Origin of the sequence: Undibacterium umbellatum (assembly GCF_014284125.1) — a bacterium.
GTDB lineage: Bacteria > Pseudomonadota > Gammaproteobacteria > Burkholderiales > Burkholderiaceae_D > Undibacterium > Undibacterium umbellatum.
Window position 1 is genome coordinate 135,786 of sequence record NZ_JACOFX010000013.1, and the last position, 16,000, is coordinate 151,785.

Annotated in this window: 15 protein-coding genes; 4 read left to right on the top strand and 11 right to left on the bottom strand. The window is 51.7% G+C overall.

What is annotated here, in order from left to right; genetic code table 11:
• Positions 1–15: 15 nt before the first annotated feature.
• Genes pcaF through paaA form a run of 9 tightly spaced genes read right to left on the bottom strand, consistent with a single transcriptional unit; the run spans position 16 to position 7,703 of the window.
• Positions 16–1,218, bottom strand: coding sequence for a 3-oxoadipyl-CoA thiolase (gene pcaF / locus H8L47_RS20875; protein ID WP_186955522.1), 1,203 nt, complete (start codon positions 1,216–1,218; stop codon positions 16–18).
• A 37-nt stretch (positions 1,219–1,255) separates the two neighbouring features.
• Complete coding sequence (paaK, locus tag H8L47_RS20880) at positions 1,256–2,584, bottom strand: phenylacetate--CoA ligase PaaK (protein WP_186955523.1); 1,329 nt, start codon at positions 2,582–2,584, stop codon at positions 1,256–1,258.
• A 37-nt stretch (positions 2,585–2,621) separates the two neighbouring features.
• Entirely contained in the window at positions 2,622–3,128 is a 507-nt protein-coding gene (gene paaI, locus H8L47_RS20885; protein WP_186955524.1) for a hydroxyphenylacetyl-CoA thioesterase PaaI, read from the bottom strand.
• Between the two features lie 25 nt (positions 3,129–3,153).
• A complete protein-coding gene (gene paaG / locus H8L47_RS20890; RefSeq protein WP_186955525.1) occupies positions 3,154–3,957 on the bottom strand; it encodes a 2-(1,2-epoxy-1,2-dihydrophenyl)acetyl-CoA isomerase PaaG in 804 nt (267 codons plus the stop codon).
• Positions 3,958–5,034 carry a 1,2-phenylacetyl-CoA epoxidase subunit PaaE gene (paaE, locus tag H8L47_RS20895; RefSeq protein ID WP_186955526.1) on the bottom strand — a complete coding sequence of 359 codons (1,077 nt, stop codon included), beginning with the start codon at positions 5,032–5,034 and terminating at the stop codon, positions 3,958–3,960.
• Between the two features lie 33 nt (positions 5,035–5,067).
• Positions 5,068–5,589: a 1,2-phenylacetyl-CoA epoxidase subunit PaaD gene (paaD, locus tag H8L47_RS20900; protein ID WP_186955527.1), complete on the bottom strand. Its 522-nt coding sequence runs from the start codon at positions 5,587–5,589 to the stop codon at positions 5,068–5,070.
• Positions 5,583–6,350 carry a 1,2-phenylacetyl-CoA epoxidase subunit PaaC gene (gene paaC / locus H8L47_RS20905; protein ID WP_408057728.1) on the bottom strand — a complete coding sequence of 256 codons (768 nt, stop codon included), beginning with the start codon at positions 6,348–6,350 and terminating at the stop codon, positions 5,583–5,585. The genes paaD and paaC overlap by 7 nt, the downstream gene beginning before the upstream one ends.
• Positions 6,351–6,398: 48 nt before the next feature.
• Entirely contained in the window at positions 6,399–6,683 is a 285-nt protein-coding gene (paaB, locus tag H8L47_RS20910; RefSeq protein ID WP_186955528.1) for a 1,2-phenylacetyl-CoA epoxidase subunit PaaB, read from the bottom strand.
• Between the two features lie 30 nt (positions 6,684–6,713).
• A complete protein-coding gene (paaA, locus tag H8L47_RS20915; RefSeq protein ID WP_186955529.1) occupies positions 6,714–7,703 on the bottom strand; it encodes a 1,2-phenylacetyl-CoA epoxidase subunit PaaA in 990 nt (329 codons plus the stop codon).
• A gap of 189 nt (positions 7,704–7,892) precedes the next feature.
• Between paaA and paaX the strand changes: the two genes are divergently transcribed.
• Complete coding sequence (gene paaX, locus H8L47_RS20920) at positions 7,893–8,813, top strand: phenylacetic acid degradation operon negative regulatory protein PaaX (protein ID WP_186955530.1); 921 nt, start codon at positions 7,893–7,895, stop codon at positions 8,811–8,813.
• A gap of 326 nt (positions 8,814–9,139) precedes the next feature.
• Here paaX and H8L47_RS20925 read toward each other — a convergent pair whose 3' ends face one another.
• The gene (locus H8L47_RS20925; protein WP_186955531.1) at positions 9,140–11,545 is read right to left on the bottom strand and encodes a penicillin acylase family protein; all 2,406 of its coding nucleotides are present in this window, start codon (positions 11,543–11,545) and stop codon (positions 9,140–9,142) included.
• Positions 11,546–11,745: 200 nt separating this feature from the next.
• Here H8L47_RS20925 and H8L47_RS20930 point away from each other — a divergent pair, with 200 nt between their 5' ends.
• Both H8L47_RS20930 and H8L47_RS20935 read left to right on the top strand, forming a co-directional pair.
• Positions 11,746–13,569 carry an ABC transporter transmembrane domain-containing protein gene (locus H8L47_RS20930; RefSeq protein ID WP_186955532.1) on the top strand — a complete coding sequence of 608 codons (1,824 nt, stop codon included), beginning with the start codon at positions 11,746–11,748 and terminating at the stop codon, positions 13,567–13,569.
• 62 nt (positions 13,570–13,631) lie between these two features.
• Positions 13,632–14,006 carry a VOC family protein gene (locus H8L47_RS20935; protein ID WP_186955533.1) on the top strand — a complete coding sequence of 125 codons (375 nt, stop codon included), beginning with the start codon at positions 13,632–13,634 and terminating at the stop codon, positions 14,004–14,006.
• 69 nt (positions 14,007–14,075) lie between these two features.
• On the opposite strand, the gene H8L47_RS20940 is transcribed toward H8L47_RS20935, so the two are convergent.
• Positions 14,076–14,651 carry a TetR/AcrR family transcriptional regulator gene (locus H8L47_RS20940; RefSeq protein WP_186955534.1) on the bottom strand — a complete coding sequence of 192 codons (576 nt, stop codon included), beginning with the start codon at positions 14,649–14,651 and terminating at the stop codon, positions 14,076–14,078.
• A gap of 113 nt (positions 14,652–14,764) precedes the next feature.
• On the opposite strand from H8L47_RS20940, the gene H8L47_RS20945 reads away from it, so the two are divergent.
• Positions 14,765–15,985, top strand: coding sequence for an MFS transporter (locus tag H8L47_RS20945; protein WP_186955535.1), 1,221 nt, complete (start codon positions 14,765–14,767; stop codon positions 15,983–15,985).
• The last annotated feature ends 15 nt before the right edge of the window (positions 15,986–16,000 follow it).

Sequence of the window (16,000 nt, forward strand, 5' to 3'; positions counted from 1 at the left end):
GCCGCGTCCTTATCTTTAAGCGCGTTCTATGATCAGCGCAATGCCTTGCCCCACACCTATACACATGGTGCACAGTGCATAGCGGCCATTGATGCGCTCCAGCTGGTTCAGTGCTGTTGTCACCAGACGTGCGCCGGATGCGCCCAATGGATGACCTATCGCTATCGCGCCGCCGTTCGGATTGACATGCGCTGCATCATCCGCCAGACCAAGATTACGTGTGACTGCCAGGCCTTGTGCCGCAAACGCTTCATTAAGTTCTATAACATCCATCTGCGCCAGACTCAGCCCAGTTTGCGCCAGCAGTTTACGTGTTGCCGGTGATGGGCCAAAACCCATGATGCGTGGTGCCAGGCCAGCCGTGGCCATGCCGACGATACGTGCACGTGGTGTCAAGCCATGCTGTTTTACCGCAGCGTCTGACGCCAGCAATAAAGCGCATGCACCGTCATTGACGCCGGATGCATTGCCGGCAGTGACTGTGCCATCTGGTTTGACCACACCTTTCAGGCGGGACAGCATGGCAATGTCGGTATCGGGCCGTGGATGTTCATCGGTTGTGAACAAAATGGCTTCACCCTTCTTTTGCGGGATGCTGACGGGGACGATTTCTCCGGCAAAAAAACCGGCAGCGTTGGCCGCCGCCCAGCGTTGCTGGCTGCGCACAGCAAAGGCATCCTGGTCAGCGCGGTTAATGCCAAATTGTTCGGCAACGTTTTCTGCGGTTTCCGGCATGGAATCGATACCGTATTTTGCCTTCATCAAGGCATTTACAAAACGCCAGCCTATCGTTGTATCTTCTATCTTTGCCGCACGTGAAAAAGCGCTGTCGGCCTTGGCCATGACAAAGGGAGCGCGCGTCATGCTCTCTACCCCGCCAGCAATGATCAGTGAGGCTTCACCCGACTTGATCGCACGCCCGCCTATACCTATGGCATCCAGACTGGAACCACACAGGCGGTTGATGGTATTGGCTGGCACATCCACTGGCAAACCAGCCAGCAATGCTGCCATCCGGCCTACATTGCGGTTATCTTCACCGGCCTGGTTAGCGCAACCGTAGTACACATCATCTACCATTTTCCAGTCGACACCAGCATTACGTTCCATCAATGCCCTGATCGGCAAGGCTGCCAGATCATCAGTACGTATGCCAGCCATGGCACCGCCGTAACGGGCGAATGGGGTTCTGACAGCGTCGCATATCCATGCTTCCATTTTCTTTCCCTTGTCTCTTATTTTTTGACTGGCTTACTCAAGCCTTTTTACGATTGTCCACCACACGCCTGGCCTTGCCAACCATGGTGCGCTCTATGCTGTTGGCTGGCAATATGTTGACATGGCAACTGACACCAATAAAGGTTTTTATGTGATGCTCAAGCTGCAGATGTAATTGCTTCACATCCTGTTCTGACAAAGTTCCCGACACTTCGGGCCGCAGTTCAGCCACGATATCAAGCTTGTCCATATGACCTTCACGCGTCACCACCAGTTGATATTGCGGTGCCAGTTGCGGGTGCTTGAGTATCTGCTCTTCAACCTGTGTCGGGAACAAATTCACACCACGAATGATGAGCATATCGTCAGAGCGACCTGTGATTTTACCCATGCGGCGCATGGAGCGTGAAGTCGGTGGCAGCAAACGCGTCAGGTCACGGGTACGATAGCGTATGACAGGAAAAGCTTCCTTGCTCAGCGAGGTGAATACCAGCTCCCCCTCTTCGCCATCTGGCAAGACTTCGCCAGTATCGGGATTGATGATTTCTGGATAAAAATGATCTTCCCAGATGACTGGACCATCCTTGCTTTCTATGCATTCGCTGGCGACACCCGGCCCCATGACTTCTGACAAGCCATAGATATCTACTGCATCAATACCGGCACGCGTTTCGATTTCATTGCGCATGGCATCGGTCCACGGCTCGGCACCGAAGATGCCTATACGCAAGGAGGTGTTGGCGGCATCTATACCCTGGCGAGTCATTTCTTCTATGATATTGAGCATATAAGAAGGCGTGACCATGATGATGGATGGCTGAAAATCCTGTATCAGTTGCACCTGTTTTTCTGTCTGCCCACCAGACATGGGGATGACAGTACAACCCAGTCGCTCAGCACCGTAATGCGCACCCAGGCCACCAGTGAACAGCCCATAACCGTAAGAGACTTGCACGATATCTCCGGCACGGCCACCAGCAGCACGTATCGAACGAGCCACCAGGTCTGCCCAATTATCAATGTCTTTTTGCGTATAACCAACCACCGTCGGTTTGCCCGTGGTACCACTGGAGGCATGCACCCTGACTACTTTTTCACGTGGCACAGCAAACATGCCGAAAGGATAGTTGTCGCGCAAATCCTTCTTGCCAGTGAAAGGGAATTTCGCCAGGTCAGCCAGAGTTTTCAAATCATCAGGATGTACGCCCGCCTCATCAAAACTGCTGCGGTAATGCTGGACGTTGTTATACACGTGCTGCAGGGTCCATTTCAAGCGCTGCAATTGCAGAGCTTGAAGCTCATCCTTGCTTGCCGTTTCTATTGCATCCAGGCCCGTTGCTATTTTTTTGTCTGTGTTGTCTGCCATGTTTTTGTCTCCTGCTCACTTATCCTGATAATGGTCTCTATGATGGATGGCTATGCACAAGCTCGTTTGAAACTGCGTTTTCTTGTAATACCAGACCGGGCACCACTTCTGCATTCAGCCTATGCGACTTGCCGCGAAACAACGCGATTATCTGTCCATGCTGATTAGTCAGACGTGCATCGTAGATACCGGTGCGGCCAGTCAGAGATTGTTCTGTAGCAGTGGCGGTAATGACGTCGCCTTCGCGCCCTGGTGACAGAAATTCTATACTGCAACCGGCAGCCACTGTCACGTGATTACGGCTATTGCAGGCAAAGGCAAAAGCACTGTCGGCAAGTGTGAACAGATAACCGCCGTGACAAGTCTTGTGTCCATTCAGCATATTGGGTTTAATTAACATGCTGAGTGTGGCAGTACCTTCTGCCACTTGAGCTATCTGCATATCCAGCCCACGTGTTACGGAATCGCTGGCGAACATGGCGGCGGCAGTGAGTTCTGCCATGTGCTGACTGTCTTTGGCAACTTGCCTGGTTTCTGCACTCATCGACGCTTTCCTTTAGTGAGTCAATTTACCTGCCAACAAATTTTGGTGGACGCTTTTCAACAAAGGCTGCCACACCTTCACGATAATCTTCGCTTTGTCCCAACTCACGCATCATATTTGTTTCCAGTGTCAGTTGCTCTTCCAGACTATGCTGTGGGCTGGCGTAGATTGCCTGTTTGGTGAAGGCCAGACCCTTGGTAGGTGCAGATGCAAAATGTGTGGCCATAGCCATGGCTTCCGTCTGCAACTGATCATCATCTACGCATTTCCAGATCAGGCCCCATTGCTCTGCTTGGTCAGCGCTGATTTTGCCACCCAGCATGGCTGCGCCCATCGCTCTGGCAGTCCCCAGTGCGCGTGGCAGGAAATAAGTGCCGCCAGTATCAGGTATCAAACCCAGCTTGCAAAAGACCTCAACAAAACTGGCAGAACGTGCTGCCAACACGATGTCGCAGGCCAGCGGCAGATTGGCACCAGCACCTGCGGCAACACCATTCACTGCACAAATGACAGGGATGGGCAAGGCACGCAAGGCCATCACCAACGGTGCATAGTATTTTTCTACGGATGCTCCCAGGTCAGGTGGCGCATCGTCGGCCGCATTGCCTTCTTTCACGGCACGATCAGATAAATCCTGACCGGCACAAAAGCCGCGCCCGGCACCGGTCAAAACCATGACCCGCACCGAAGCATCAGACCGCAATTTTTCTAGTGCATCCTGTATTTCCAGATGCATGGCGACATTGAAACTATTAAGTTTTTCCGGCCGGTTCAGAGTCAGGTGGGCAATGCCGTCACCGATGTGAAAAAGGATGTGGGAATAGTCCATTCAATTCTCGCTATCAAAATCCAGGGTCAGCGTGTCGCTGACCGGAAAGCTCTGGCAGGTCAGCACGAATCCGCGTGCCACTTCGTAATCTTCCAGAGCGTAGTTCCTGTCCATATCGACCTTGCCCTCCACAACTTTGGAACGACAGGTAGAGCACACACCGCCCTTGCAGGAATAGCGCATATCATGCCCCAGTTTCAGGGCCGCATCCAGTACCGATTCCTTATCTTTTTCCATGTCGAAATGGGTGTGGTGTCCATCCATGATTATCGTCACTGCACAAGATGACTTACCCAGCAAAGGCTTGGCGCTGGCGACATGCCGGTGCGCCGGTATGCTGGCAGCAAACAACTCGACCTTGATCTGCTCCTTGGACATGCCACGCTGTTGTAAGGCGGTACTGACGGCATGCATCATTTCTTCCGGCCCGCAGATGAAGGCGGCATCCATGTCTTCTATGCGTACCCATTGATCAAACAGGTTGAGACATTTTTCAGCGGTGATGCGGCCATTGAACAAGTCTATATCCTGCTGTTCGCGACTCATGATGTAAATCAGGTTCAGGCGTTGCAGATAGCTGTCTTTCAGCGCTGCCAGTTCTTCCTTGAACATCACCGTTGATGAAGCGCGATTGCCATACACCAAAGTGAATTTGCTGTGCGGCTCTGTCTGCAGCGTAGTCTTAATGATGGACAGCAAAGGCGTGATGCCACTGCCAGCGGCAAATGCCAGATAGTGCTTTTCATGCTCAGCAGCCAGCGGCAAATTGAAGTGGCCCATGGCAGGCATGACTTCGACATCCATACCTGGGCGCAAGCTGTCATGCACCCAGTTGGAAAATGCGCCACCTTGCACGCGCTTGATTGCTACCCGCAATTGCCCATCCTGCACGGCCGAACAAATCGAGTACGAGCGCCTCACATCTTCGCCTGCAATCTTTGCGCGCAAGGTCAGATGTTGCCCTTCGCGGTAAGCAAACTGCGCTTGCAAATCGGCGGGCACAGCAAAACTCAATACCACTGCATCACGGGTTTCTGGCCGTATCTGGCTGACTGTCAGCGGGTAAAATTTGCTCATGTATTGTCGTCTCCTTTTATTTTTATTATTCGCTCAATGCGGTTTGAAGTAATCAAAAGGTTCCAGGCAAGCCCGACATTTATACAACGCCTTGCAGGCAGTTGATCCAAACTGGCTGACCAGTTGTGTATCGACCGAGCCGCACTGAGGGCAAACGATGGCTGGCTGTAATTCGCGATAACGCCGTATGGATGATATATCCACTACCTGTTGCTGCGGCGGTGCTATGCCATAGCCACTGAGTTTTTGCTTGCCAGCTTCTGTCATCCAGTCGGTACTCCAGGCGGGTGACAATTGATACACTATGCTGGGCAGGTTGATACCATGTGAATGTAACACCTTGGTTATCTCTTCAGCAATCACATCCATGGCCGGGCAGCCAGAGTAAGTGGGGGTAATCGTGATCACGCACTCGTCCCCCTGCCATTCCACTGCACGGATAATGCCGAGGTCCGTCACGGAAATAACTGGAATTTCAGGGTCACTGACCTCACCCAGCCAGTGCCATATCTGATCCGTACTCGCAGGTGGACCCACTGTTGCCGAGACTACCATTGCGCCCCCGGATAGGCACGCTGCAAGAACTGCATTTCTGCCAGCAGGTAACCCATGTGCTCAGTGTGCACGCCTTGCTTGCCCCCTTTTTGCATCCAGCTATTGGCGTCAGGCAGACGCAAAGTGGCGGCATGCATGACGTCGGCCACATGGGTATCCCAAGCGGCTTTCAAGGCTGAAGGCAAAGGGGCGAAACCTGCAGCCTGCATGGCGACATCAACTTCATCATCCATGAACATTTCGCCAGTGAAAGGCCACAACTCTTCCAGTGCCGTCTGCATCATTTTCCGGCTCAATTCGGTTCCATCACCAAGACGTACCACCAGGTCGCTGCTGCGACGCAAATGGTAAGTAACTTCTTTCAGGGATTTTTCTGCAATGGCAGCAATCTGCTGATCAGTGGATTGTTTCAGGGCTTGCAGATAATGGTAATGCCCGGTGTCAAACAAGAATTGCCGCATCAGGGTATCGGCATAAGTTCCATTTAGCTGTTCGAGCAATAAGAAATTATGAAAGTCGTGGGCGTCACGCAAAAAAGCCAGGTCGTCTTCGGTACGTCCCTTGCCTTCAAGTTCAGCCGCGTAGGAATACCAAAGTCGTGCCTGACCTATCAAATCCAGTGCCACATTGGTCAACGCCATATCTTCTTCCAGCGCTGGTCCCTTGCCGCACCATTGCGACAGGCGCTGGCTGAGTACCATGACATTATCTGCCAGACGCAAAACATAATCGAATTTGTGATTCAGCATATCCTCTGACATCTCAATTCTCCGGAAATTAGTTGGCCATCAAGTATAGACAGGGTTCAATTACAGATTTTTGACTTCATCCGGTATGGGGAAGAAGGTCGGATGGCGGTATACCTTGCTGTTCGATGGTTCAAACAGGGCTTCCTTATCGCCAGGGCTGCTGGCAAAAATATCGCCAGCCCTTGCCACCCAGATACTGACGCCTTCATTGCGACGTGTGTATACGTCACGCGCGTGGTTGATCGCCATTTCTGCATCAGGTGCATGCAGACTACCCACATGCTTGTGTGCCAGACCGTGCTGGCTGCGGATGAATACTTCCCACAAGGGCCATTCTTTACTCATGATATGTCTCCTGCTCTCGTACTTACTTTTTTATGCGCTTTTTTTATTTTCTTGCTGCTTGTCTGCGTGTGCCTGTAGCGCATCACGAAACCATGCGCCGTCGTCATAGGCTTTGACACGGGTACGCAGGCGTTCACGGTTACAGGGGCCGTTGCCTTTCAAGACCTGGTAAAACTCATCCCAGTTGATTTCACCGAAATCATAATGGCCGCGTTCTTCATTCCATTTAATGGCGGGATCAGGCAGTTGCAGACCCAGGTATTCAATCTGCGGCACAGTCTGATCCACCATGCGCTGGCGCAATTCATCATTGGAAAAAAGCTTGATACGCCATTGCGCAGATTGCGCGCTATTCACTGATGCCGCATCTGACGGACCAAACATCATCAGCGCCGGCCACCAATAGCGGTTCAATGCATCTTGCGCCATGGCTTTTTGCTCTGCTGTGCCTCGGCAAAGCGTCATCATGATGTCGTAACCCTGGCGCGCATGGAAGGATTCTTCCTTGCAAACACGTATCATGGCGCGTGAATACGGGCCGTAAGAGCAGCGACACAAAGGTATCTGGTTGATGATGGCGGAACCATCAACTAGCCAACCTATCGCCCCCATATCAGCCCAACTCAGGGTCGGATAATTGAAGATGCTAGAATATTTTGCTTTACCAGAATGTAGATCTGCCAGCAGATCATCGCGTGACACACCCAGGGTTTCGGCAGCGCTGTAAAGATACAGGCCATGTCCAGCTTCATCCTGAATCTTGGCCAGCAAGATGGCTTTGCGTTTTAAGGTAGGTGCGCGGGTGACCCAATTTCCTTCGGGCAGTTGACCAACGATTTCGGAATGCGCATGTTGAGAGATTTGCCTGATCAGGGTTTTTCTGTAGGCATCCGGCATCCAGTCTTTGGCTTCAATACGGATACCAGCATCAATACGTGCCTGAAAAGCACGCTCGGCATCACTCAACTCTTCTGCAGTTTTGAACTTGCTCAAGCCGGTCTCGACTAATTGTGCATACATGAAACACTCCTTGGCATCCTGAGGATGCGAACATGGAAGATTGATCTGCCTCAAACAATTATATGATACAGTTTTTATTGATGTTGAAGTTTTTTTGTATCATTTTAATTTTTGAGGGATATACCCCTTATGAGCCTCACCATAGGTAAAATCTAGACAACTACCAATACTCACACATAAATAAGCCGCATGCAGACCAGCACTGCCATCCAAGCCTGGATAGACCAGCAACTCACCAATAATCCCCCAAGGGCAAAGTCACTGGTAATGACGGTATTTGGAGATGCCATTGCCCCGCATGGCGGTACGATATGGCTAGGTAGTTTAATCTCATTAATGAGTCATTTTGGTATTAATGACAGATTAGTACGCACCAGCGTGTTCAGACTGGCCGAAGAAGGCTGGCTGGAATCCAGACGGGATGGCCGGCGCAGTAATTATCAACTGGCAACGGCCAGCTATGCCAGGTTCCAGCATGCCTACAAGCGCGTATATGTGCCACAAACGGGCAAATGGGATCACTACTGGACGCTGGTTATCATGAGTGGTGACGACAACTCCAGCAGCAACAAAGCCAGCCTGAAAAAAGAACTGCTGTGGGAAGGTTTCCGCATGATCAATGCTGGTGTATTTGCCCATCCGCAGGCAGATACCGCTGCCTTGCAAAATGTGCTTGGACGCAATGGATACGCCGGATTATGCACGGTATGCCGCGCCAGCGACCTGGATTTACCAGATGCCCGCCCGTTGCCATCATTAATTTCCAGCCACTGGCAACTGGATGAAGTGAATATCGCCTACAAGAATTTTATTGCAGAATTCTCGCCACTAAAGAGCCTGGTGCAAGGGCAGTACCTTCCAGAACCTGCGGCTTTTGTCATACGCAGCCTGCTAATACACAGCTTTCGCCGTACTCAACTGCACGATCCTAACCTGCCAACCAGCCTGCGCCCCGAAGCTTGGCTGGGTGACGAAGCATATCGCCTTTGTCGCGATTTGTATCGGGCCTGCTTTAAGCCTGCAGAAGATTTGTTGAATCAGGTATTAGATCCAGAGCATAGACAGGATAGCAGCCTGATTTTGCACGCAAGATTTGGCGGCATCTTGTGAAGGATAAAGGCCAGACATCCTTACTTCGAGATACTTCTGGCAAACGAACATGCCTTCCGGCAATACCCAACTCCATACTGTCTTCACCAAACAAATTCTGGCTGATGCGTCGCATTGAACAAAGCAGCGAGAATACATCGCCACTCCCCACCGGAAAGGTAGGCAAACAGCCGCACCACATTGCAACTTCACTCAGGCAAGTATAGACTTTAGATGATATGCAGACAGAACATCAAAGTATTACGAACATAAAATTTACGGTCCCAACATTGTACTCATCGCCGTTTCGGATGCATGTGCTACGACTTAATTTTAAGCAATGACAATTATTTAGCCCTTAACACCAACACACTCTTCGCGTTGCCCGCAACATCGTTGACACTCAAATGCTGTGGCACATATGTCCCAGCCGCAAATCCTGCGGCCTGATCATTGTAGTGAGCATCAAACAAAACCCCACTCTGCCCCACCGGATTGATGCCTAAAGCTTTCGAGGCATCTGCAAAATCGATCAAACGTCGCGTCGATGGCCCGTACACCACATCCCATGGAGCCGGTCCGATTGCCGCTGCCAAATTATTTGGTACTTCACGCGCACCAGCTACTTCAAACGGGCCGATATTGAATATTTTGTTCAGCGGCTTTTTTTGAGATAGCGGATGCTTGTGCGTCAGCGTATGCGCCTTGCCCCAGGCCCATTGCTTGCTGTCATTACCAAAGGTATTTTGCAAATGGGCGATACTGTCGCGCCATGCCAGTATTAGGATATCGTCGCGAGTTTCCATCGGTGCTGTTGAGCGATTATCCCACCAGGGTGATTTTGCATCAGCCAGCAGGCGTGGCAAAGCAAAGTCCAGTGCGCGTGTGCGCAAGAGGTTTTTAAACTGCACTTCCCCCACGTCATCTGCCATCGCCGCATAGATGATCTGATACAGCAATTGGCTGAAGATGGTGGGCGCTATGCTATTCGCCTGGTAACTGCCATCCCATTTTTCCAGTTGCTCCAGCAGGCGTTTGCCGTCCGCATCAGCTACTTGCTTGCGCAGGGTGGGCAATATGGACGGCAAAACCTGTGCGGCATAATCGGTCTTGCTATCGAGCTGCAAAGCCTGGCTGTTTTTTGTGTCCCACTTGATGCCGGGTTGCGACAACAAGGCCTCCAGTCTGCGTGCGCGTTCGTGCAGATTGTAGTAACCGGGAATGGCAAAATCTGCTGATGGCAAAGGCTGCTGATTAGCAGAGACGATAAAGCCACGTGCTGGATTAACTTCATGAGGGTTATCGGAAAAATCAGTAAAGCCCGGCTTGTCAGCTTCTGCCGTGCCGCCATCAAGGATGAAGGCCGGGTTCACATTCGTCGGCCGTCTGACCAGTTTGGCCGCTGCCCACCAGGCGATATCGCCTTGCGCATTTGCCCAGAGCACATTCAAACCCGGTGCATGGATTTTGCTGGCGGCATTGGCCGCAACATCTATTGTGCTGGCACGATTCAATTCATAAAAAGCGTCAAGCACAGGATTTTCAGTTTCCAGAAATGCCCACCACATGGCGATGGGCTTGGCGGTCTGATCTTCGCCCCAGGTTAGCCGGAAGGCATCGCTGATGATGGGGCCACGAGGGGATGTTCGCAATTGTAATTTAACTGCTTCCGCTCCTTTGACCTTGAGGATTTCTTCGCGATTTTGTAAATCCACCCATTGCCCTTTGACCCAGACTTGATTGGGATTTTGTGGGTTGATTTTTTCAGCAATAAAATCAACATCGTCATTCTGGAACATGGTCAGGGTCCAGCCAAAATGCTGGTTATGACCCAACAGAGCAAATGGATTGAGTGCCTGGTGATGGCCATATAATTCAAAGCCTGGCATTTTGAGATGCGCCTCATACCAGACTGCTGGTGCCGAGTAAGCGATGTGCGGATCACCCGCCAGCAAGGGTTTGCCACTGGCGGCATTTTTGCCAGCCACCACCCAGGCATTACTACCCTCAAACTGTGGCAGGCCAAACTCTTCCATGACTTGCTGGCTGGTCGTTGCGATACGATTCATCCTATCCCAGTCTGTTGCGCTCAATTGCAAGGGCTTGATGACGCCTTCGGGATACCAGGTAAAATCAAAAATGCGCAAATAATCTGCGCCTAGTTTGTCGCGTATTTGTGTCAATACTGGTTCGGAACGGAAGGCCGCAGCGAAGCTGTAGGCCATGTAACCGGATACAGCGACCGTATCTTCTGCAGTAAATGGGCGCTTGGGTATGCCCAGCAATTCAAATTCCAGCGGCGAGGCATGCCCGGCCTGATATTGATTGATGCCATCGAGATAGGCATCCAGGGCTTTGACTGCGGCAGAATTTTTATCGAGTCTGGCTGCATAATCAGACGCATGTTTGCGCAAACCCAGAGTACGGAACAGGCGGTCGGTATCCAGCAGTTTTGGGCCAAGAATTTCAGCCAACTCACCATTGGCCAGGCGACGCACCATTTCCATTTGAAACAGCCTGTCCTGTGCATGTACATAACCGAGGGCACGATACAGGTCTGCTTCATTTTTTGCTTCTATATGCGGCACGCCACGCTCGTCATATTGCACCGTCACTTCGGCTTGCAAGCCTGTCAGCACCTGGTTACCTGAACGCTGCACACGCTTACCAAACAAATGGACAGTGGCTGCGACAATGGCGATCAGTAGCAAAGCGCTCAGTAAAATCAGACACCATTTCAGCAGGCGTTTCATTGGTTAGCTTTCAACTTGAGATAGTGTCAGATTCTACACTCAGTATAAAGAATCGCGCGAAAGATCTTTGCAAGTTCAAATATTATCAATAATTTACTCTTTTAAAGAGCCATGTAGACTATTGATTTTGGCTCACATATCATCATCTATACCTTTTGCTATTTGCTTAGCCCACGCTTGCCCACTATTCTGGACTGCGCATGACCAACCCAATCCCCTCGCCTTCTCCTGCCACTGAAATTTCTCAGCGCAGTAGCTTGCAAACCCTGAAAGGACTGCTCCCCTTCCTCAGGCCTTATAAGACACAATTTGTATTGGCTGGTATCGCTTTGCTGGTGGCGGCAGGTGCCACATTGGCCATACCTTATGCTTTTCGCCAGATGATAGACCTGGGTTTTGGTGGGGGTGATCACAGCATCAAGCATGTAGATCTGACCTTCATCGCCCTGTTTGGTGTGGCTTGTGTGCTGGGCATAGCCACTGCAGCCAGGTTTTACATGGTGTCATGGCTGGGGGAGCGAGTGACGGCAGATATACGCAATGCCGTGTATTCGCATGTGGTCACGCAAAGCCCGGAATTTTTTGAAACCACGCAAACCGGTGAAGTACTGTCGCGCCTGACGACGGACACCACGCTGATACAAACCGTGGTGGGCACCAGCATCTCCATGGCTTTGCGTAATTTTTTGCTGTTTCTTGGTGGTCTGGTGATGTTGTTCATCACCAGCCCCAAACTATCATCCATCATCATCGTCATGCTGGCGGTGGTGGTTTTACCCATCATCCTGTTTGGTCGGCGTGTACGCACGCTGTCGCGTGATTCACAAGACCGCATTGCTGATGCATCAGCAATTGCAGGTGAAATACTGAACGCCATGCCAACCGTGCAAGCCTTCACCCATGAAAATATAGAAGCCCAGCGTTTCTCTGGTACGGTGGAAGGAGCGTTCAAAACTGCCATGCGCCGCATACGTGCTCGCTCACTGCTGACAGTCATGGCTATCTTACTGATCTTCGGTGCCATTGTATTTGTATTGTGGCTGGGCGCGCATGCAGTCATGCAAGGTCGCATGAGCGGTGGTGAGCTGGGTCAGTTTATTTTGTATGCGTCTATCGTGGCGGGTGCAGTTGGCGCACTCTCTGAAGTCATGGGTGATGCCCAGCGTGCAGCAGGCGCGACCGAGCGTTTGCTGGAATTGATCGAAGTTAAGTCACCGATACAAAATCCAGTAAAAGCACTGAGTTTACCTACCCGTGCAGAGCATGATCCCAGAGGTGCGGCACTTTCATTGCAAGGCTTGGAATTTCACTATCCTTCGCGCCCCAATACTGCAGCCTTGTTGAATCTGAACCTGGAAATACAACCTGGCGAAACTGTCGCCATCGTTGGTTCTTCCGGTGCGGGCAAGACGACGCTGTTCCAGATGTTGTTGCGTTTTTATGATCCTCAGCAAGGCAGGATCACTCTCGACGGTATCAATATCCGCGAACTGAATCTGCATGAATTGCGCGGCGCAATTGGCGTGGTGCCGCAAGATACCGTTATCTTCTCAGCCAATGCCCTTGAGAATATACGCTATGGTCGCGCCGATGCCAGCGATGTAGAAGTAATAGCGGCAGCGAAAATGGCTGCCGCGCATGAGTTTATAGAAAGACTGCCAGAAAGCTATCAATCCTTCCTGGGTGAACGCGGTGTGCGCCTGTCTGGCGGGCAAAAACAAAGGATAGCGATTGCCCGTGCCCTGCTGAAAAACCCGCCGCTATTGCTATTGGATGAAGCCACCAGCGCACTGGATGCAGAGTCAGAACGCCTGGTGCAAGGCGCACTGGAAGTGGCAATGCAAGGCCGCACGACCCTGATCATTGCGCACAGGCTGGCAACCGTACAGCGCGCCAACCGCATCATCGTCATGGAACATGGACGCATCGTGGAAACTGGCACCCACTCTTCGCTGGTAGAGCAAGGTGGAGTCTATGCGAAACTGGCGGCATTGCAGTTTGATTTGCACAGGAATGAAGAATAGCAATAGCTTAATAAACCATGGCAAAATAGCCAACTCATCACCCACACATAAAGGAGACAATGATGATAGGCTACATTACCCTGGGCACCAATGATGTCAAGCGTGCCGCCGCTTTTTACGATGCGCTGCTGGCAGAAATCGGTGCCAAACGTACGATGGAATCAGAAGGTTTTGTCGCCTGGGGAGTCAGCCCCAAACATCCCGCGCTAGGCATTATCACGCCGTTCAATGGCGAAGCGGCGACTGTAGGCAATGGCAGCATGGCGGCTCTCGTCGTCAAAACCAAAGAACAGGTTCAAGCCCTGCATAACAAGGCTCTGGAACTCGGTGGTAAAGATGAAGGTGCGCCAGGACCGAGGGGTGACAGCGGCTTTTACGCTGCTTATTTCCGCGACCTGGATGGCAATAAATTGAATGCCTTTTGCATGGGCGGCTAGAGTTTCGGCGAGCTGTTGCAAGTCATTCTGATTTGCAGCAGCCTGCTTTGCAACACCTACTATAGGCATTTAGTCCCCCGTAGTTTCAAGTGCTGTCGCGACCGCACCAAGAATGCGTCGGGAGAATTCTTCATCTTCCGCCACTCGCGCCAGCACCACCGCGCCCACCATGCTGGCCAAAGCCAGCATGGCCTTGTCTTCTCTTTTCTCTTTCGTTTCACCAGGCAGCAAGTCCACCAGGACAGCCATCAGGTCATGCGCGCCTTTGTCGGCAGCTTTGCGCACTATCTCGTTTTGCCTGGCCATGTCTGATCCCAGAGCAGCAAGGGCACAACCCCTGCCTGGCTTGTCCCTGTGTGCAGGAGATAGGTAATCATTGGCAATACGTGACAAGGCAGTGTCTGGAGATTCTGCCTGCCACTTCTTCCAGCGCTCTGCTGAGCGACCCAGGCTAAGTGCGCAGGTTTGCGCAATCAGGTCTTCTTTGGAAGAAAAGTTTCCATAAAAGCCGCCATGGGTCAGGCCAGCGCCTTTCATCAGATCGACCACGCTGACGCCGTCATAGCCGCGCTCCCGGAATAGCTGTGAGGCCACATCAAGGATGCGCTGGCGATTTTCATTTGCCTGCTCTCTGCTGACTTTCATGAAACTACTCCATCAATAAATTCTCTTGACATTATATATTATAAACGTAATATATATAATAATGATGATCATCATTTAAAATCATATCCGCCCCTTCATTCACGGAAAACAATATGGATACCAAGAACAATCTATTGAACAAATATCCAGCTATCTGGCTGGTGCTGCTGGGTACAGCTGGCACTTTTGCCCTGACCATGGGGGTGCGGCAAAGCATGGGGCTGTTTTTAAGTCCCATGAATACTGCCACTGGCCTGGGCGTAGGCAATATCAGCCTGGCTTTCGCCTTTGGGCAATTGTGGTGGGGTCTGACACAGCCATTCGCTGGCGCCTTTGCCGACAAAATGGGGGCTGGCCGTGTCTTGTGCGCTAGTATTGTTTTGGTGGCGCTGGGTACTTTCATCACGCCACTGATGACGACCACGGCAGGCCTGATCTTTGCCATAGGTATGCTGGCAGCAGGCGGTGCTGGCATGGCGGGGCCTGCGGTGTTGATGGCAACTGCTACCCGCATGATCCCGGCAGAAAAGCGCGGTATTGCAACTGGTATCGTGAATGCTGGTGGCTCTTTTGGTCAGTTCCTGATGGCACCAATCGCCATCACGCTCATGGGTTTGTATGGCTGGAATAATGCCATGCAGATCATGGGCATACTGGTGTTGCTGGCCCTGCCCGCTGCTTATCTGTTACGTGGCAAACCTGTGCAAGCTGTCATTGCAGGGCAAGCGCCTGTCAGCACTTCCAAAGCGATCGCTATTGCCCTGAAAAATCCCAGCTACCTGATGCTGGCCGCAGGCTTTTTTGTATGCGGCTTCCATGTGGCTTTTCTGGCCACCCATTTACCCGGCATAATCAGCCTGTGCGGCTTGCCCGCAGAATTTGGCGGCTGGGCGCTGGCCATGCTGGGGTTGTTCAATATTATAGGCAGCATCTCCATGGGTTGGGCAGTCGGCAAATGGCGCATGAAATCGCTGCTGTCCTTGTTGTACGCGACACGCGCACTGGCCGTCATCCTGTTTTTGCTGGCGCCTAAAACTGGCGCTGTCGTACTGGTGTTTGCTGCCGTGATGGGCCTGACCTTCCTGTCCACCGTGCCACCGACAGCTGGTCTGGTAGCGAAGTTCTTTGGACCTGCAAATATGGCCAGCCTGTTTGGCATCGTCATGCTGACACATCAACTAGGTGGTTTCCTGGGTGTCTGGCTGGGTGGCAAGGTGCTGGAGGCAAATGGCAATTTCAATGTGCTCTGGTATATCGATATCACCCTCGCAGTGGCTGCGGCATTGGTACATTTGCCTATACAGGAAAAGCAATTGCAACTGCAGGCGGCATAAACCGCACTGCAATCA